Source organism: Bradyrhizobium cytisi, assembly GCF_008123515.1.
GTDB classification, from domain to species: domain Bacteria; phylum Pseudomonadota; class Alphaproteobacteria; order Rhizobiales; family Xanthobacteraceae; genus Bradyrhizobium; species Bradyrhizobium cytisi.
The window spans coordinates 1-19,397 of the sequence record NZ_VSSR01000029.1 but is presented as its reverse complement, the minus strand read 5'-3'; the positions used below and the strand labels follow the sequence as shown (position 1 = coordinate 19,397).

Sequence of the window (19,397 nt, the reverse complement as noted above, 5' to 3'; positions counted from 1 at the left end):
CACAGGCATATGCTTGCATGCATTGTATGCGCGAAGGTCGGGCGATGACCCTGCGCGAGCGCCTCTAGCTCAATCTGCCGCTGGAGGGGCGCGCGCTTTTCTGTTTTTTCTTTCGCGTCCGAACCGAAAAGCTCGAAAACAACCCCATGCACAGTAGAAAGCCCCCTGAGCGACAAGGGCTTTTTGAGGCGGTGTCGCCGCGACCCCTGGCGCTCCGCCGAAGTTGACACGTCGGGCAAAACACCGGCACGATGTCATCATGGCGGTCGATCGGGCCGCGTGCGCTTGGACGCGCATAGCGCTTCCCGTTTCACGCGAAGATCGAGTGTAATGGGATAGATCTGGGCGCTACGGACGACGACGTCGACGTCAAATACCGGAAGGCCACCGTCAAGACCAACCTGCTCGGGGAATTGACGGTGATCGTTTCCGGAGGCGAACACTCAATCAGGCTCGAGACCGGCCTGACAGTAAGCCAGATTCAGAAAATCAGGCGTCTGTCGTGGTTGAAGGTTCTGGCCGCGCCGGCTGCTTCCTGACCTGACATCTTCATGCCTCATCCAAGCGGGCGAAGCTGAATACAGATTGCCAGCCAAGCGCTCTCAGCGCTCGCGTTCCCAAGTAAGGCTTCCTACCACTCTCTTTCCGGGCAAAACGGAGCTGACTTGTTCAGCTGTTCGAATGGTCAGCTGGTCACCTTCCAGCTTGAAAAATCGCACTTGGTCCTGTCCGGTGAGAAGCTCATTCGCCGATATATCCACTTTGGTTGTAAACTTGTCTCCTTCGATCGTAAATTTTCCGGAGTAAGCAAGGAGCGACTTCAGAAGGGCTGCCGACTCGTCATTGCTTGTTGCCGGTTTGCGATTTGCGGCCACGGTGACGAACGTCACGTATCCGTCCGCAGCGAAGATCGCCCTGCCTTTGGGATTGGGACCGAAGGGTTCAGCAGCCTCTCCACCGATAATCTGAATTGTCCATGAGCTTAGCTTCCAGCTACCTGCGAGTTGCCCCAACGTATCTTCCGCGAAGGCAAATCCAGCTTGAAAACAGAGGCATACAAAAGCAGCTGCAAACACGCGGAGAAGTACCATGTCTTGCTCCCTCTCAGCAGATAACCGGGTGCATTCAAACAATCGTCGATTCATAAAACTCATTGGACGCCGCTTCCCTCGCTGCGACCTCCTCAGGTTCTCCAGGCGCCAGTGCGCAGAGCACGGCGCCTGCTGGCGGCATTGGAAGACCGACGAGGATAGCGAGGCCAAAATAGATCAAGAGAACAACAAGGCAGCAGGCGTATCTGCCGGGGTGTTAGCTACAGCCCCCGCAACGTCCTATCGCTTTCATCTTGATCTCGCCCGGCACATCGTCAATCAGAAATCCGAATCCTTCGAGCCCGACAAGTCCGAGGACGAGTACGAAACCGCGCTGATTGATCTCATCGACCGGAAGCGCCGGCCTATCTCATTCCGGCAGCCTATCCCGCCGACCTCACCGAAACATGCGATCGGCAATCGAGTTACCCGCCATCATTTCCAAGAGCGATTTTGAAGCGGCCGAGGCCGACCTAGAACTTCGGAACCGCATCGACACCACCTCGTACCGTCACCGGTCCGGTGTTGCTTTGAATCCATCATCCATCAAATGCTCATCTTTCAGCCGAAAGTAGGCCTTTACCACGCATACCGCACCACGCCCTTGCCGGCATAGGAGCGCGTCACGTTGGAGAACTCGCCCTCGAAAGTAGCGGCGGCCGACCAGCCGTCCAGCCATTTCGTCTCGGCGGCGACCGTGGTCACCGCGGAGTCGCTGGCCTGCCGCGCGCCGTTGACAACGAAGGCGGCGCCCGGCAGCGCCTGGAACACCGCGCCCACGCTGCGGTCCGGGTTGAAATCGTGCGCCCAGGCAAGACGGCCGCGCAGCGTCAGCACGGCATTCTCCATGGCGAACGACCTGTCGCTGCGAAAGCCGAGCTCGCTGCGGGTATCGGTCACGCTCTTGGCCGCATAGGCCAGTGCGAACGCGCCGCCGCCGGACACCACGCTTTCGGCGTAGCTCGGCAGGCCGAAATTCGTGACCTGCGCGGCGGCATAAGGCGTAATGCCCATCCACGGTGTCACATAGCGATAGCCGCCCTCGAGGCGGCCCGCAAACGTGTTGGCATTGAATTCCGCGCGCAGATGATCGATGCCTGCCGCGGTGACGATGCGGTCGGTGGTCGCATCCTGCCAGCCATAGGCAAGTGCAGCCGAGAGATACGCCGGGCCGACAGTATGACGCAGGAAGACGCCGGCCTGGAACAGGTCGGAGCGACCCCAACCGAGGCCACCGACAGAGAAGCTGGTGCCGCCGCCGGCCAGCGCCATGCCTGCGATGGTGCTGGCTGAGAAGCGGTAATCCAGACCGACAGCAGTGCCGTAGATGCTGCTGCTGGCATTGTTCGAGCCTAGCGCCGCATTGCCGTCGGTCGCTTGCGAGCCGCCGTAGCCGGCCGCCCAGACGTTCCAGCGGTGATCGAAATCGAATCCACGCGGCGGCGCCTTTGCATAGATCGCAGCCAGCGCATCGCGCGGATTCTTGTCCGGCTTCGCCGCATAACCCAGCGAGCCTGACTGTTCCGCGAATGGCGTCACGCGAGTGCCGCTGCCGGCACCGTCGCGACCGGCGATGAAGGGGTCCGTCAACAAGCCCAGAAATAAGTTCATCGCATTGAAGGTCGTCTGCTGCGCTCCAGTTGCGGATTCGCCCGAGGCTTGCGTCAGGCCGTTCGGCGACAGGGAGGCATAGGCTGCGGCGATGCCGCCATTGGCGTTGAAGAAGTTTGCCAGGGCGTTGGCGACATTGGTCTGGTTGATGTTGAGCTTGTTCCTGGCGCCGTAATCCAGCGTGAAGTTCAGATAGGCATTGTTGGAGTCGTAACTCAGGCTGGCGGACGCACCCGCGGGTAGGCCCGGCGTCGCGACATCGGTGAAGGACCCGCTGACGCCCCCGGCCGCTGTGAGGATGGTGTACTTCTTCGCTAAAGTGGTGCCGGCGGCCACGCTGACGCCAACCGATCCGTCGAGTGTCGAAGTGCCGGTCACGCTGGCCAAGCTCGAGTTCGTCGCGTTGAGGCTGACCAGATATAGCGCGCCGGACTGGAAAGCGAGATTGCCAGCGACGGTCATCGAACTCCCCGCCGTGCCGTTGCCGGGGGCGAACGTTCCGCCGCTCGCCACAGTGGTGTTGCCCAGGGTACCTGTTCCGCCAAGGGTGGCACCCGAGTTGACCGTACTCATTGCGGCATCGGCGAGCGATCCATTCACGATCAGCTTGCCGCCTGCGACCACCACCTCCGCCGAGGGGGCGATGGTCCCGCTACCCGGCTGGAACACGACCGTGCCGGTATCCGTCAGCGAGCCGAACTGCGCGGTTGCTCCACTTGCGATGGAGGCAGGACCGGTAAGCATGACCTGCGTTCCGGTGGCTGCGGTCAAAGAGCTGAGCGCGCCCGCAGAAAACGTGATGCTATTCGCGAATGTCCCGTTGAAGTTGGTGCGAAGCGAGCCGCCTGAGAGCGCAACCGGCGCCGTGCCCAACGCGCCTCCATTGTCGACCTGTAGCACGCCCCCCGGGCCCGCCGTCGCACTGCTGGTGGAGGCGATCGATCCGCTTACTTCCAGTGTGCCGCCATTCACCGCGGTTGCTCCCGTATAGGTGTTGATACCCGACAGGATCAGGGTGCCGGCTCCGACCTTCACCAGTGAGCCGCCGGCACCACCGCCTGCGCCTCCATCTGAAATGACCCCGCTGACGACAGTCGAGAGGTCGTTGCCGCCGACAATGAGCTGGTTCGCGCCAAGAAAATAGGTGCCTGCACCCTCGATTGAGCCAGCAGTCATGCCGCCTGTCGCCAGCCCTGACATGTCGAGGAAGCCATTCGCATTGGTAATGAGGCGCGCGGTGCCACCAGTGGCGCTGTCACCAAAGCCGGTGACGCTACCGGCATTGGTGATGATAATGGCGGCGCCAGCCGTGCTGTTATTTCTGAATACGAGGAAGTCGTGATCGTCGAAAACGGCGTTGTTGACGATGGTGGCGTTGCCGGCGGTGCTGCTGGCGCCGAACCGAATAATCCCAACGTTGTTGGTGATGGTCGCATTACCGGCTGTGGTGCTGTCTCCAAAATCGATTTCTGCGCCAAAGGTGGTGCCGTTGTTCGCAATGGTGGCATTGCCTGCGCTTGCGGTATTGGTGAATACGATCTGTCCGGTACCAACGTTGGAGATTGTCGCGCTGCCGGCCGTGCTGTTGGTGATGCCGGAACCGCCGTCGATGCCGAACTCCACGATGCCGGAGTTGGTGATCCGGGCGTTGCCAGCGGTGCTCGAATCCCGGAACAAGATGCTGCCGCTGCTCGTGTTGGTGATGCTGGCATCGCCTCCCGAGGCGCTGTGTGCCAAATGCATGTCGGTGCTATTGGTAATATGCGAATTGCCGCCCGTACTGTGGTCGTCAAGGAACAAGGAGCTGCCGGCTGTAAATGTGGCGTTGCCAGCCGTGCTGTGGTCAAAAAAGCCTGCGGAAACGTTGATGGTGGCAGTTCCAGCTGTGCTTGTTTGGAAGAAATCCACGCCACCGTTCAGCGTGGCGCTACCGGCCGTGGTGCCCGCACCAATGAAGTCGATGGCATTTGCGAATGTAGCGCTGCCCCCGTTGATAACGATGCCGGCGCCATTGAATGTCAGCAGACCGCCGCCACTGAAGTTGTAGTTCGAGGCGCCCCCATTGAAGGTGAAGCCACCTACCGTGTTGTCGCCCACGAAAGATATTGAGGGGGTACTCGTAGCCCCGAAGAAAGCCGTGCCCGTTGGCACGGCGGCCGGGATCCAGTTCGCCGCGGTATTGAAGCTGCCCGAGCCCGGATTGGACAGCCAGGTGGCGTCCTGTGCTCGCGCGTTGCTCGCAGCGAGACACATCCCGGCAAGCAGCGCCGCGGCAGCCTGACGCCGGCGCCTGCCGGCTGGGCTCGCCGCCGACGCAGTACTGATCAGCCTAAATACTGCCACGGGGAGCGCTATCATGGTTACTTGAGCTGCCCTGATCGGTATCCGATCAGCACGTGGGCGAGATCTGATCAGATTTGGTAACCCCTGGGAGGCGCCGGACATTCGCGTTCTCAGCTCCAAAACGCCGCCGATTGTGATCGGCCGGCTAGACCCGCGCGAAACAGAACCCATGCGCGTGCATCCGCGAAGCGAACGTGGCGCGGGATCGCGTACCCGCGCATCAGCCGTTCGGTTGAAGCCGATGCAATACCGGTCTTTAGCTACCGCTTTCTGGGTTAAGTGTTGCCGAATTGCATCTTCGGCCGCGACGCCAGTTTCGCTGAACAAAACAAACGCGCGCAAGCGCGTTTAGAAACGACTGGGCCCCTGATCGGAGAGCCGGGTCGGCCTCGAGGTCCGGCGCCGTCCTTCTAATCAGGAGGGCATTCCGGGCAGGTATCACCGATCAAGTTCAGCACGTCGCGAACTTCGCCGCTGGCGCGTCAGGGGAGACACCGGCTGTCGAATCTTCGCGGGCGATATTGAAGGCTCGCTTTCGGGCATGCAGCAGTTTTTCCTGCATGATCTGGTTCTGAGCTCGGCACTCCGGAAAAATGTTTTGCCACGTCGGGAAAACTCAGCAGAACTGCTGCATCGTCGCGCATCTTAAAAAACCACCCATGATGCTGCCATCGGGCGCATCGACGCGATGACTGGCCAAAATCTTGACGATTGAAGTTACGTGGGCTCGCCAGCAGCGAATGATCGCCTGCGCGTTGCCGGACCGCCCGCCATGCGCGTGCCCCAGGAGATCGACGTGAACACGGCTCCAGACCGCAACGATGCGACGGCACTAGCCGCAACCGAGCAACCAAGGCTGCCGCCGCCCCGCGGAAGCGACTTATACGGCTGCCCACGCCGTAAGCGATAGTCTTCCGATGTCGGCGACTGCCAAGCGTTCAAGCGCCAGGCCAGGAGTCGCGTCGCCGCTGTGTGCCTCAAGGTGTGCAGTGTGACGTTTCCTGCGTTAGGATCCAGGCGGGCGAGGCGCACTCCTGTCACCAAGCCAGCCTTGATCGACGCCACTGCCGTTCCACTCGACAAAGTGCCTGTTCGCTGTGCCGTCTGGCAAGTTGCCACGATACTGGCGCACCAAATCTGGGCTGGCCTGCGATATTCCACGCCTGTACAACGCTCAACCAAGGCGCGAGGCAATCGACTCGCGCCATACACACGCTCAAAGCCATCAGGTCTCAGAGCATATGGGTGTCCCACAGGTCGGTTGATGCGATTGCCCGCATCAATATCGCAGTCAGTCCAACGAGCGGTGTCGGGAATGGTCGATCCGGAATTTTTGTCGCAGTTGATCGGCGATATCTACGACGCAGCACTCGACTCCAGCTTATGGGTAGGCGTTCTCGAGCAGGCGACGCAATTCATCGGCGGAACTGCGGCTGGAATCTACTGGAAGGACATCACCGTTCAGGGTGAACTTCACTACGTATACAATGTTGAACCGTCCAGCGTGGACGCGTACTTCAAGAAATATATCCGCTTCGATCCGAGTTTGACGGCCCAATTCTTTTTCAAAGTTGGGGAGATCTACAACACGACCAACGTTTTGCCTTATGATGAGTTCGTCGAGACGACCTTCTACAAGGAGTGGGTCAAGCCGAATGGGTGGGCCGATCATTTGGCTGCCACGCTCGACAAGTCCGCAACGAGCTTCGCTCAGTTCGGAGTCTTCCGAAACGAGCGCCAAGGGCTTGCCGACGACGATATGCGGCAGCGCATGCATCTATTGGTTCCCCACATGCGCCGCGCGGTGTCGATCGGCAATGTCATCGACCTTCAAAAGGAAAAGGCCGGAAGTCTGTCAGATGCGCTCAACGGGCTCGATGCCGGCGTTTTTCTGTTGGACAAGCACGGTCATATCGCATTCTCCAACATAGCCGCGCAGGCGCTGCTCGACGATGCGACGATCTTGCGAACCGTCAACAATAATTTGAGTGCTGTGGACCCACATGCGGCGCAGCTATTGCGCAATGTTCTCGCCGCCGCGAGCGGTGGCGATGGCGCTGTCGGCGTGGATGGTGTTGCCATTCCGCTGTCTAGTAAGCTTGGCCAGAATTGGGTCGCCGATATACTGCCGCTGACGTCGGGCGCGCGGCGTCAAATCGGGGGCCGACACTCTGCGGTCGCTGCCGTCTTCGTCCGAAAGGTATCAATGGCGGCGCCCTATTCGATCGAAGTGGCGGTGCGACAATTCCGACTCACGCCGAGCGAAGTGCGGGTACTTGATGCGGTGCTCAAGGTCAGCGGAGTACCTAAGATGGCGGAGACGCTTGGCATCAGCGAGGCCACCGTGAAAACTCATCTCCAGAATATCTTTGGAAAGACCGGCGTGCGCCGTCAGGCGGACTTGATCAAGCTCATTGCGGCAGATGCCCGGCCGTTTGCCGGATAAGAGCACACTCATGTCATCCACGAGCCGCGCAAGCTGCCGGTGGTGCCCGCATGAAGCGTCAGGTAGGCAACGTTATTGGGTCCGCCGGATCAGGCCAACCCCAGTCCGCCATCGATGCTGATCACCTGGCCGGTTATCCAACCCGAGGCAGGCCCGGCGAGTTGGACGATCCACTCGGCGATATCGTCGGGTACCCCGCGGCGGCCGAGCGGTATGCTGGCGCGCTCCTGTTCTTCGACCGCCGCGGCTTGTTGGGCCGACAATCCCATCATGCCGGTCAGCGCACCCGTCTCGGTTGGCCCTGGCGCGACGGCGTTCACCCTGATGCCGAATGGCGCCAGCTCCAGTGCCCAGCACCGCGTCAAATGCTCCACGGCGGCCTTGCTGGCTGCGTAGTGAGACAGTCCGGCCGCCGCCTTGTGCCCAAAGGTGCTGGAGACGTTGACGATCGTGCCGCCTGTGGCCTTGAGATGAGGAAGCGCGGCCGATGCGAGCAGACTTGGACCGACCACGTTGACGGAGAAAATATCCGCGATGCGATCGGCGGTCACATCGGCTAGCGACAGAATGGCGCCTGCGCCGGCATTGTTGACCAGCGCATCGAGGCGCCCCCATGTGTCGACCGCCTTGGCAATCGTACGCTTGGCATCTTCGGCGGAAGCCGCGTCGACCGCCATCCCCGCGATATTCGCGTGTTGCAGCATCGTCTCCTGGATCAGGCTCGCGCGGCGGCCGGTGACGAGCACGTGGTAGCCCTGTTTCGCGAAGCGCAACGCCGCTGCCCGACCGATACCTGAACTGCCGCCTGTCACGACGACGACTTTTTGATCTTGCATGTTCCACTCTCCGGTGCGGCGGCCGCACCGCCTGGTTGGATTGAAGGCGAGCTTGTCGGTCACCGCGCTCCGTTACGGTTCTCGGTGACCGGCAGTTGTGAGGGTCTTGAACCGGAGCGCGCACCCACTCATGAGCACGTGCCCCGGCTCGGTCTCGCTGAGTTGCAATCAGTAGTCCCAGAACACCGGCACCCAACGGAAGGCATCGCCGGCGACTGCGACATGGCCGACGGATGGGAACGGCATATGCGTGGCCACCAGCAGCTCGCCGGTCTTGGCAATCTCGCGCAGGAGGCGGATACGAACGCGCGCCGCCTCTTCCGGATCGTGCTCGAAGCCGTTGTGCCACTCGGGCTGCTCAAACCCGACAGCAAACACGGCGTCGCCGGCGAATGTCAGGGCGTCGCCGCCGGACGCCACGCGAACCACGCTGTGTCCGGGGGTGTGACCGCCGGTGCGACGGACGACGACGCCCGGTGCGACCTCGTGCTCGTCGACGAACGGCCGGATTTGGCTGCCGTACTCCTTCGCGAACCGCTTGGCGGCGGCGCGAAGCGCATCCGGGAATCCCTGCGGCATGTTGGTGTGGGTGAAATCGGGCGCCTCCCAGAACTTGAGCTCGGCCGCCGCCACGTGGATGCGCAGATCCTTGCGCAGCCGCTGCTTCACGCCGTCGACGAGCAGCCCGCCGACATGGTCCATGTGCATGTGGGTCAGCACCAGGTCGGTCACCGACGCAAGATCGATCCCGGCGGCCTCCAGTCGCTTGATCAACTGCCCGGCCCTGGGCAAGTGCAGGTCCGGATCGGAGCCAAGTCCGGCGTCGATCAGGATGGTCTTGTCGCCGCTTCGCACCATCACCGCATTCAGTGCCCAGTCGAAAGCGTCCGGCGGCAGGAACATGCCATCCAGCCAGGCTGCCCGGACGGCGGGGTCGACGTTGTGCGCCAGCATGGTGGTCGGCAGCGGCAGCACGCCGTCGCTGACGACCAGCACGTCGATCTCACCGATCCGCACCGCATAGCGCGACGGGACGAGCTCTTCGGGTTTCGATGTCGCGGGGGAGGATGTGTTGTGCAGATTCATTTTAGTCTCCTGTTGAGCGTTGTGGATCGTGAAATGTCTAGAGAGAGGTGACGCGCTCCGGATCGGCCGAGGCCAGCGCTGCGGCGCGCTCGGCTTTGGGCGGATAGATCCAAACCGTGTTGATTTCCTGCTTGGTCTTCTTGGCGACGTCGCCGACCATCTCGACCGTGCGTTCCCAGCCGCGGGTGAACAGCGCGCCGGCTTCGCCGAGGTCGAGACAGGTGACATAGGCCTTTTGGTGATAAGGCCTGGTCGAAACGCCGAGCAGCTCGGCGGCGGCGTTGTTGCCGGCGAAGGCGCCCATCCGGGTCGCATGCTGACACGACATCAGCGCGTAATTGCCGTTGTCGTCACACGCGGCCCGTGCGGCATCGCCGGTCGCAAAGACACCGTTCACGGATGGCACGCGAAGCTCGCGGTCGACCAGCAGCCGGCCGAATTGGTCGCGCTCGGCGGGAATCTGCGCCGTCAACGGAGCAGCGCGCATGCCGGCGGCCCAGATCACGGTTTCGCATTCGATGTGCTCGCCGCTGGAGAGCGTGACGCCGGATTTATCGAGCGAGCCGACGCCGACACCGAGCCTGGTTTCGACGCCGAGCTTGCGTAGCGCCTCCTGGATGATGGGGCGGGGGCCCGCGCCCATGTCCGGGGCGATCGCCTCGTTGCGATCGACAATGACCACGCGCAATTCCGCATCCTTGCCGAGAATTGCGCGCAGGCGCGATGGCACCTCGGTTGCGGCCTCGATCCCGGTGAAGCCGCCGCCGGCCACGACGACGGTATTGCGCGCCTTCGAGGCCGGGCGGCTGGAGAGTTGGTGCAAATGGCGATCGAGCGCGATGGCGTCATCGAGCTGGTCGACGCTGAAGCCGTGCTCGGCAAGGCCCGGAACGTTCGGGCGGAACAAGCGGCTGCCGGTGGCGACGATCAGCCGGTCATACGACAGCTTCTTCCTGGTGCCTTGTGCGGCAACGATCTCGACGAGCTTCGCCCCGGTATCGATCGCCTCGGCACGGCCCTGGACATAGACAACGTCGATCGCGTTCAGCACGTGCTGCAACGGGGCCGTCAGGGTTTCGGGTTTCGGTTCGTAGAGCCGCGGGCGAACCACCAGTGTCGGCTCGGGCGAAACCAGCGCGATCTCGAGCTTTTCCGGCGAGACACCCTGGATGTCGCGTAGCCGGGCCGCGGAAAGGGCGGCATACATGCCGGCGAAGCCGGCGCCAATGATGACGATGCGCATGTCGATTGTTCCTTGGTTGAGGTATTGCGATGGAAGCGCGTGGTTACGCCGTCACGAATTTGAGCAGGTCGGCGTTGACGATGTCGGGATGTGTCGTGCACAGGCCGTGCGGCAGCAGGTCGTAGATCTTCAGGGTGCTGTGCTTCAAAAGGCGGGCCGACAGCGCTGCCGAGTCGGCAACGGGGACGATCTGGTCATCGCCGCCGTGCAGGACCAGCGTCGGCACGGCGATGGCTTTCAGATCTTCGGTGAAGTCGGTCTCGGAGAAGGCCTTGATGCCGTCGTAGTGGGCCTTGCTGCTGCCCATGATGCCTTGACGCCACCAGTTCCAGATCGCGGCCTGCGAAGGCTCGGCACCCGGACGATTGTAGCCATAGAAAGGTCCGCCCGCGAATTCGAGATAGAATTGCGACCTGTTGGCGGCGAGCTGCCGGCGCAAGCCGTCGAACACCTCAAGCGGCAATCCGCCGGGATTGGACTCGGTCTTCAACATCAGCGGCGGCACGGCGCCGATCAGCACCAGCCTGGCGACGCGATCGCGGCCATGACGCGCGACGTAGCGCGTGGCCTCGCCGCCGCCTGTGGAGTGGCCGACGTGAATGGCGTTGCGAAGATCGAGATGCTCGACGAGGGCTGCGACATCGGCCGCATAATGATCCATGTCATGCCCGTCGCTGACCTGGCTCGAGCGGCCATGACCGCGGCGATCATGCGCGATCACGCGAAAGCCCTTGCCGACAAAAAAGAGCATCTGGGCATCCCAGTCATCGGCGCTGAGCGGCCAGCCATGATGAAACACGATCGGCTGCGCGGACTTCGGTCCCCAGTCACGCCGTCGTTGGTGGTAATCGAGGTCGCAACGTCGTTCGTTCCGGTCGAGAGGGTCGCTGTTTTCGTTTCGCTACCCGCTGCCGAGGTGGAGCGGACAGTCATCGATGCCGCGTACATGAGCGTTGTCGCGAGGATTTTCCGCCGCGAGGTGCTCGCGAGCCGGCTGACGGAATTGATCAAGGCCATTTGCAGTTTCCATTTCTGGAGTTGTGGACACCATGATTCCTAGCGAACCGCATGGGCCGATGCCCCAGCGCGATTGACGCGATTGCAGCGCGATTGCTGCTAACGCGCGCGTCGCCGCCAATCGCTCGGCGATTCCCCGGTCAACTTTCGAAACGCGGCGGCAAAGGCGGTCTGCGAGGCGTAGCCGAGCGTCGCCGCGACCGAGACGACGGACAATTCGGTGTCGCGCAGCATGTTCATGGCCTGCTCAAGCCGGTGCTGGCGCAGCCAGGCATGAGGGGAAAGCCCGGTACTGTCCTTGAATGCGCGGCAGAAGTGAAAGCGCGACAGGCCGGCCTCCGCAGCAAGCGCCCCGAGTGAGACGTCGTCATCGCTGTCCGAGCGCAGGCGCTCGATCGCCCGAAGCAGCGTCTTCGGCGCCAGCCCGCCCCTGACCGGCGCGATTATGTTCGGCGAGCCGCTGTGCGCAGCGAGAAGGCGCGTCGCCAGCAAATCCATCAGTTGCTGCCTGAACAGCGTATCCAGCGCCTCGTTGCCTTCCAGCACATCCGCCGCACTCAGGAGCAATCGGGACGTCACGGGATCGGGATGGGCGGTCCGCTCCAGAAGATCGGCCGGCGTTCCGGCTTTGGCTTCGTCCGCAACACGCGTCAGCGTTGCCTGTGGAAGATAGAGCTGGACGACGTCGACGGGCTTTGGAATGTCCCACCGCGAGCTCGATCCTTCGGGAATGATGGTCACCACGCCGGGGCGAAACGTCCCGATCGCGACGGATCGTCCGGACCGCCGCTCCATCCGCTGGACCGAGCAGTTGTAAGCCATGATGACGTGGTGGCCCATGGGCGCGACGACGTCGTGCAACGGCTCGTGCTTCCAGTGCGCAATCCCGGCGCCGGACGAATCCAATGCCATGCGAAAAGGCACCGTTCCGAGCACGCGGGCCATCTCGACTTCGGCAGGGGGCCGGTCGCCGGCCGACGGGGCGTCGCGCCGTACCTGAGACACGGCGGGAATTTCATTCGAAGATTCACGCAACACAATCTTGCTCATGGACTTTGCTCGTATTGGGGGCGCGTCGCTGGGTGCGCGACGTCGCGATCATGGCGTCGGCCGCCGCATGGCGGAGCCGAACGGGCCGGTCTGGCGATCCCTGCTCAACGAACGGGCGGGGGGCCGAAGGCGATCCGTTGCAGCTCAGGCACCGTTGATTTGCGGGTTCTAGGCGGCACGAAGGCCCGCGTCTTTCCTGATGCTGCCCTGCGTTGCCTGATCCTGCTCCCAGGATGCCTCACGCGTGCAGCTTGCGTGCGTTTGTGAAAAGTCGTGATCGCCGCGTTTCGGTCGACGACACCCTCAGGTCGTCAAGGCGCGAACCGGATCGTTATGAAATGATTGGAAAATTTTGATACCGGTCGCGCTGGGGCGAGCGCGCAGGCCTTGCCGGGTGCGACGTCGTCGGTCGTGGACAGCAATGGGTGGATAGCCGATATACTGTTCTCGAAATGGCAGGACGCTGTGGCCTGCTCTTGGTCCTTTCTTTGGACCTTCACAGAAGAGACATCCGATGACCAGGACAGGCGCTTACGGCGAACGGCTCGGAGACTTCCTTCGCCTCGCGGAAGCGCCGCCCTCGCTGGTGACCCGCTCGCTGCGCGGCACCGAGATTGCGGTCACCGAAACACGCAACGACAATCCTGTGCCGGGCCTTTCCGGCTCGCTCGCTGCCGAAGATGCCTATCTCGTCAGCCTCAAGCTGCGCGACTATCCGGACTGCGAGCTCTGGGAGCAGGGCCGTCACATCAAGAAAGCGGATGTTCACGCCGGGACGACCTATCTCTACGATCTCAAGGCCGACCCGCGTTACGTGATCGACAAACCGCTTCATTCTCTCCATTTCTACGTGCCGCGTTCGGCCCTCGACGGTCTCGCCGATCAATCGGGGGCCCGACGCATCGATGCGCTGGATTGCGGGCTTGTCGGGCACGATGACGCAATCATCCGACATATCGGCGCGTCCCTGCGCGCGGGCCTGCGCCGGCCTGATGAGGCCAACCAGCTCTTCATCGATCACATGATGCTGGCGCTGACCGCGCACGTCGCTCAGGCCTATGGAGGCTACAGGCACAAGGCCGAGACCGGCCGGGGCGCACTTGCCCCATGGCAGCTGGCGCGGGCCTGCGACAAGCTCGAGTCGGACCTCAATGGCAAACTGCCGTTGCAGGCCATCGCGGCCGAACTCGGCCTCTCGGTCAGCCATTTCTCGCGCGCGTTTCGCGCCTCGACGGGGCTGCCGCCGCATCGCTGGCTTCTGCATCATCGCGTGCGAACCGCCAAGCGCTTGATGAGCGTGCGCGGTCTGTCGCTGTCCGAGGTTGCGATTTCGGCCGGCTTTGCCAACCAGAGCCACTTCACGCGGGTCTTCTCGGCGACGACAGGGGTCAGCCCGGGTGCATGGCGGCGCGATGCGCTGGGAACGGCAAGCCGCGACGCATGATCTGCGTCGGATGCACTCCGTCATTGCGAGCGCAGCGAAGCAATCCAGACTGTCACTGCGGCGGGATTCTGGATTGCTTCGCTGCGCTCGCAATGACGATGCGGATGCTAGCGAGGCTAGGGGCGCACCATAGGCGTGGCGAAGGCGAAACTCAGAATTGATACCGTCTCAACCCCCCATCCACCGGGATCACCGTTCCCGTGATGTAGCGCGCGACCGGTGAGGCCAGAAACACCGCGAGCGCCGCGAGGTCTTCCGGCTCGCCCCAATAGCCGACCGGAATCTCTTCCTCGGCAAAGCGCTCGCGATAGTCCGGCGGATAGTTGCGGCGGATCTGCTCGCTCATGATGCGGCCGGGCGGGATGCAGTTGATGGTGATGCCGTGCTCGCCGATCTCGCGCGACAGGCCCTTGGCCCAGGCGTGCACGGCGGCCTTGGCCGCGAAGGCGGCGTTGAGGCCTTCCGGCTCGGACTTGCCGGTGATGTTGACGATGCGGCCCCATTTGCGTTCGATCATCTGCGGCAGCAGCGCATGCGCGATGCGGCGGTAGCTGGTGAAGTTCAGCGCGATTGCCTCGTCCCATTGGCTGTCGGGCGCATCGACCGGCAGGGGGCGGCTGCCGCCGGCATTGTTGATGAGAATATCGACATGGCCGAACTCCCTTAGCGCGAAGGCCGAGATCTTCTCCGCTGCGTCCTTGGCCATCACGTCCTGCGCGAATGGCGTGATCAGCCCGCCGCCGACCTCCTTCACCAGTTCGGCAAGCAGGTCGGTTCGCCGCGCCACGCCGACCACGCGCACGCCTTCGGCCGCGAGGCCCTTGGCGATGGCGCGGCCGATGCCGATGCTCGCTCCGGTGACGACAGCGGTTTTCGATTTCAGCCCGAGATCCATGGTCACACGCTCGCTTGTTTGCTTTTTGCGTTTGTTGTTCGTTTCCTGCCCTGTCCCGGGTGCGGCGATTTGCCCGACCGGGACGAGCAGTGGTAACCAAGGGCGACCACGAAGGAAACACGAAAAAGAAAAGGCGCAGGTTATGGTGTGGGATCCGCAGCAATATCTGAAATTTTCCGGCCACCGGCTCCGGCCCGCGCTGGACCTGCTGATGCGGATTCCCGATCTCGGTCCTCGCGAGGTCGCCGACCTTGGCGCCGGCGCCGGCAATGTCACCAAGCTGATTAGGGAGCGCTGGCCGTCCGCCGCGGTGACCGGGGTCGAGGGCTCGGCCGAGATGGTTGCTGCGGGGCGCAAAGCCGCGCCTGATGTGGAATGGTCACATGAAGACCTCGGTCATTGGCGCCCCGCCAAGCAATATGACGTCGTCTATTCCAATGCCGCACTGCACTGGCTGCCCGATCATGCGGCACTCTTTCCGTCGGTGATGGAGAAAGTCGCGCCCGGCGGCATGCTTGCGGTGCAAATGCCGCGTAACTTCCTGGCGCCTTCGCATGTGCTGATCGGCGAGACCGCCTTGAGCGGGCCCTGGCGGTCCAAGGTCGAGCACCTCGTGACGCCGCCGCCGGTCGAGGGGCCGGCCTTCTATCACGATTTGCTCGCGCCGCTGGCGCAGAACATCGACATCTGGGAGACCGAATATCTCCAGGTTCTCGAAGGCGACAATCCCGTGAAGGAATGGACCAAGGGCACCTGGCTGACGCGCTATCTCGACGTGCTCGAGGGCGACGAGAAGGCCGCGTTCGAAGCGGCCTACGGGATGCGAGTGGCGAAGGCCTATCCGAAGAACGCCGCGGGGCAGACACTATTCCCGTTCCGTCGGCTGTTCATGGTTGCCCAGCGCAAGGGTTAATGTCCTTCGGCGATGCGACATAAGCGCTCGCTGGGAGCGGCCGGAGCGGGCGTCGGGTTGCGCATGCGGCCGCCATCAAGATAGCTTCGCTGCGGCATAGCTTCGCTGCGGCAAATTGGGCTTAGGTCTAGTTGTTCGGGGTCCGGATTGCTGCCACTACTGGAACCGTAAAACAAAAAGCACCCGGTTTCCGAGGTTGTTGGGGAGGTCCTTCATGCGCAAACTGCTCTTTGCGGTCGCCGCAGCCGCGTTCGCTCTGGCCCCTGCTGTTGCCCAGGCGCAGAGCCCGATCATCATCAAGTTCAGCCACGTCGTCGCCAACGACACCCCGAAGGGCAAGGGCGCGCTGAAGTTCAAGGAGCTCGCCGAGAAGTACACCGACGGCAAGGTCAAGATCGAAATCTATCCGAACTCCTCGCTCTACAAGGACAAGGAGGAGATCGAGGCGCTCCAGCTCGGCTCGGTGCAGATGCTCGCACCATCGACCGCGAAATTCGCGCCGCTCGGCATCAAGGAATTCGAGGCGCTCGACCTGCCCTGGCTGTTCAAGGACGACGCGACCTATTCCAATGCGATGAAGGGCACCCTCGGCAAATGGCTGTTCCAGAAGCTGGAAGCCAAGGGCATCACCGGTCTCGCCTATTGGGACAACGGCTTCCACATGGTGTCGTCGAGCCGTCCGCTGACGAAGCCGGAAGATTTCAAGGGCCTGAAATTCCGCATCTCCGGATCGAAGATCGCCGACCAGTATTTTCGCCTGATGGGCTCGATCCCGCAGATCATGGCGTTCTCGGAGGTCTACCAGGCGCTGCAGACCGGCGTGGTCGACGGCTGCGAGAACACGGCGTCCAACTATCTGACGCAGAAGTTCTACGAAGTGCAGAAGGACATCACCGTGTCCTATCACGCACATCTGCAATACGCCGTGATCGTCAACTCGAAATTCTGGTCCGGCCTGCCGCCTGACATCCGCGCCCAGCTCGAGAAGGCGATGGCAGACGCGACCGAATATACCAACCAGATCGCGCACCAGGAGAACGAGGACGCGCTGGCCGAGATCAAGAAGACGGGCAAGACCACGCTGCATTATCTCACCGACGCCGATCGCAAGGCGTGGCAGGAGGCGATGCAGCCGACCTACAAATGGGCTAAAGGCCGGGTCGGGCAGGAAGTGCTCGATCTCGTCGCCAAGGAGCTCGACGTCAAGATGAACTGACGCGTTTTCCGGGAGAACAATACCAACGGTCGGGAGTGTATGCACTCCCGACCGTTTCGTATCGATAGGGGGACTTTGATTTGCTTCGCGTGCTGAACCAGGGGCTCAATCATCTCGAAGAATGGTTGATCGCGACGCTCATTGCGGCTGCAACCGGCCTGATCTTCATCGCGGTGGTGCACCGGTATGGTGCCGGCGAATCGATCGTGTTCTCGCGATGGGCGGCCGCGCACGGGATGACCTGGCTCGCGTCGCTGTCGATGGCGGTATTCACCTTCCTGTCCGAGCTCGATCTGTCCTGGGCGCAGGAACTCTGCATCTACATGTTCATCTGGATGGCGAAGTTCGGCGCGGCCTATGGCGTGCGCACCGGCATCCATGTCGGCGTCGATCTGCTCGTCAACCGCCTGCCCGAGCATTCGCGCAAGCATGTGATCCTGTTCTCGCTGCTGTGCGGCGCGCTGTTCACCGGCATGATCGCCGCTTTCGGCGCCTCCTTCGTGCGCGAGATGTTCCACACCGGGCAGCAGTCCAACGACCTGGAAGCGCCGATGTGGTTCGTCTATCTGGCGATCCCGCTCGGCTCCGGGTTGATGTGCTTCCGCTTTCTTCAGGTCTCCTGGTTCTATTACTGGACCGGCGATCTGCCGCATCATGACGAGACCCATGTCGAAGGCGTGGAGGCCGCTGTTTCGCCGGCGCTGCATCCGCAGCCCGCCGGCACTGCTACGAAGGCGGCTTCCCGCAAAGTCTCGCCGCTCGGCGTGATCCTGATCATGGCGCCGATCCTGATCTTCGCGCTCTGCCTTGGCGAGAAGACCGGCTTCATCGTGCTGCCGCATTGGCTGCGCGCCTTCACGGTGTTCGCGCTGCTGATCGCGCTGATGCTGACCGGCATTCCGGTCTCGATCGCGCTCGGCCTCACCGTGATGACGTTCCTGTTCACGCTGACGACAGTGCCGATCGAAGCCGTCTCGATGAAGCTCTTCACGGGCATCGAGGGCTTCGAGATCATGGCGATCCCGTTCTTCATCCTCGCCGGAAATTTCCTGACCCATGGCGGCGTCGCGCGCCGCATGATCAATTTCGCGACCTCGCTGATCGGGCACTGGCATGGCGGCCTGGGGCTCGCCGGCATCGTCGCCTGCGCGATGTTCGCATTGGTGTGCGGCTCGAGCGTGGCGACGGTCGCCGCGATCGGCGCCATCGTGCTGCCCGAGATGGTCCGCCACGGCTATCCCATGCGCTTCGGCGCCGGCATCATCACGGTCGCCGGCTCGCTTGGCATATTGATGCTGCCGTCGATCCCGAAGATCGTCTATGCGGTCTCGACCAACACCTCGATCGGCGCGCTGTTCGTTGCCGGCCTGCTGCCAGGCATGCTGCTGACGACGATGCTCTGCATCGTCACTTGGTGGCTCGCGCGCAAACGCGACTATCCCCGGATGCAGAAGGCGACCTGGGGCGAGACGCTCCACGCCTTTCGCGAGAGCATCTGGGGCCTGATGCTGGTCGTCATCATCATCGGCGGCATCTACAGCGGCCTGTTCACTGCCACCGAAGCCGCCGCGATGGCCGCGGTCTATTCCTTCATCATCGCCGTGTTCGTCTACAAGGCCATCAAGATAGTGGACGTGCCGCGGGTGCTGTTGCGCGCCGCCAACACCAGCGCGATGCTGCTCTACATCGTCACCAACGCGGTGCTGTTCTCCTTCGTGCTCTCCAACGAGAACCTGCCGGCGACCTTGGCCGATTGGATCGCGGCGCAGAACCTCGGCTGGGTCGGCTTCCTGCTGGTCGTCAACGTGCTGCTGCTGCTCGCCGGCAACTTCATGGAGCCGAACTCGATCATCCTGATCATGGCGCCGATCCTGGCGCCGGCGGCCAAGAAGCTCGGCATCGACCTCGTCCATTTCGGCATCGTCATGGACGTCAACATGGAGGTCGGCCTCTGCCATCCGCCTGTCGGCTTGAACCTCTACGTCGCATCGATGATCGCGCGAATGCGCATCACCGATCTGGCGGGAGCGGTGATGCCGTGGCTTCTCACCATGCTCGGCTTCCTCGTCATCGTGACCTACTGGCCCGATCTGACGCTGTGGCTGCCGCGGGTGCTGGGGATGCATTGAGGCGCGCAAGCGGCGGCGCTAACGGTGCACCCTCTCCCCTTGTGGGCTATGGGATGCCCTGTCTCTTATACACATCT

Annotated in this window: 12 protein-coding genes and 3 pseudogenes; 7 read left to right on the top strand and 8 right to left on the bottom strand. The window is 62.5% G+C overall.

Features of this window, described 5'->3' with window-relative positions; translation table 11 throughout:
• Positions 1–602 precede the first annotated feature (602 nt).
• Entirely contained in the window at positions 603–1,091 is a 489-nt protein-coding gene (locus tag FXB38_RS18445; protein WP_187434969.1) for a lipocalin-like domain-containing protein, read from the bottom strand.
• 253 nt (positions 1,092–1,344) lie between these two features.
• On the opposite strand from FXB38_RS18445, the pseudogene FXB38_RS18440 reads away from it, so the two are divergent.
• Positions 1,345–1,464, top strand: a pseudogene (locus FXB38_RS18440) (non-homologous end joining protein Ku); the annotation flags it as partial.
• A gap of 206 nt (positions 1,465–1,670) precedes the next feature.
• Here FXB38_RS18440 and FXB38_RS18435 read toward each other — a convergent pair.
• On the bottom strand, positions 1,671–4,799 hold the full coding sequence (locus tag FXB38_RS18435) for an autotransporter outer membrane beta-barrel domain-containing protein (protein ID WP_246229971.1): 3,129 nt from the start codon (positions 4,797–4,799) through the stop codon (positions 1,671–1,673).
• Between the two features lie 1,561 nt (positions 4,800–6,360).
• Here FXB38_RS18435 and FXB38_RS18430 point away from each other — a divergent pair.
• The gene (locus tag FXB38_RS18430) at positions 6,361–7,491 is read left to right on the top strand and encodes a helix-turn-helix transcriptional regulator (protein WP_187434968.1); all 1,131 of its coding nucleotides are present in this window, start codon (positions 6,361–6,363) and stop codon (positions 7,489–7,491) included.
• 89 nt (positions 7,492–7,580) lie between these two features.
• On the opposite strand, the gene FXB38_RS18425 is transcribed toward FXB38_RS18430, so the two are convergent.
• From FXB38_RS18425 to FXB38_RS18405, 5 genes and pseudogenes are all read right to left on the bottom strand, one after another.
• Positions 7,581–8,390, bottom strand: a complete 810-nt coding sequence (locus tag FXB38_RS18425; RefSeq protein WP_246229969.1) for an SDR family NAD(P)-dependent oxidoreductase — start codon at positions 8,388–8,390, stop codon at positions 7,581–7,583.
• A 105-nt stretch (positions 8,391–8,495) separates the two neighbouring features.
• Entirely contained in the window at positions 8,496–9,413 is a 918-nt protein-coding gene (locus FXB38_RS18420; protein WP_148752390.1) for an MBL fold metallo-hydrolase, read from the bottom strand.
• A gap of 37 nt (positions 9,414–9,450) precedes the next feature.
• On the bottom strand, positions 9,451–10,656 hold the full coding sequence (locus FXB38_RS18415; protein WP_148752389.1) for an NAD(P)/FAD-dependent oxidoreductase: 1,206 nt from the start codon (positions 10,654–10,656) through the stop codon (positions 9,451–9,453).
• A gap of 43 nt (positions 10,657–10,699) precedes the next feature.
• Positions 10,700–11,488 (bottom strand): annotated as a pseudogene (locus FXB38_RS18410) (alpha/beta fold hydrolase); the annotation flags it as partial.
• A 284-nt stretch (positions 11,489–11,772) separates the two neighbouring features.
• Positions 11,773–12,723, bottom strand: coding sequence for a helix-turn-helix transcriptional regulator (locus FXB38_RS18405; protein WP_148752387.1), 951 nt, complete (start codon positions 12,721–12,723; stop codon positions 11,773–11,775).
• A gap of 514 nt (positions 12,724–13,237) precedes the next feature.
• Between FXB38_RS18405 and FXB38_RS18400 the strand changes: the two genes are divergently transcribed.
• On the top strand, positions 13,238–14,167 hold the full coding sequence (locus FXB38_RS18400) for a helix-turn-helix domain-containing protein (RefSeq protein WP_148752385.1): 930 nt from the start codon (positions 13,238–13,240) through the stop codon (positions 14,165–14,167).
• A 151-nt stretch (positions 14,168–14,318) separates the two neighbouring features.
• On the opposite strand, the gene FXB38_RS18395 is transcribed toward FXB38_RS18400, so the two are convergent.
• On the bottom strand, positions 14,319–15,062 hold the full coding sequence (locus FXB38_RS18395) for an SDR family NAD(P)-dependent oxidoreductase (protein WP_148752383.1): 744 nt from the start codon (positions 15,060–15,062) through the stop codon (positions 14,319–14,321).
• Between the two features lie 142 nt (positions 15,063–15,204).
• Here FXB38_RS18395 and FXB38_RS18390 point away from each other — a divergent pair, with 142 nt between their 5' ends.
• The 4 genes and pseudogenes from FXB38_RS18390 (at position 15,205) to FXB38_RS44850 (ending at position 19,320) form a co-directional block, all read left to right on the top strand.
• Positions 15,205–15,975, top strand: coding sequence for a methyltransferase domain-containing protein (locus FXB38_RS18390; protein ID WP_148752381.1), 771 nt, complete (start codon positions 15,205–15,207; stop codon positions 15,973–15,975).
• Positions 15,976–16,189: 214 nt separating this feature from the next.
• Positions 16,190–17,191: a DctP family TRAP transporter solute-binding subunit gene (locus tag FXB38_RS18385; RefSeq protein ID WP_148752379.1), complete on the top strand. Its 1,002-nt coding sequence runs from the start codon at positions 16,190–16,192 to the stop codon at positions 17,189–17,191.
• A 236-nt stretch (positions 17,192–17,427) separates the two neighbouring features.
• A pseudogene (locus FXB38_RS44855) lies at positions 17,428–17,793 on the top strand (TRAP transporter small permease); the annotation flags it as partial.
• 243 nt (positions 17,794–18,036) lie between these two features.
• Positions 18,037–19,320 (top strand): TRAP transporter large permease, encoded by a 1,284-nt coding sequence (locus FXB38_RS44850; RefSeq protein ID WP_347340232.1) that lies wholly within the window; start codon positions 18,037–18,039, stop codon positions 19,318–19,320.
• Positions 19,321–19,397: the final 77 nt, after the last annotated feature.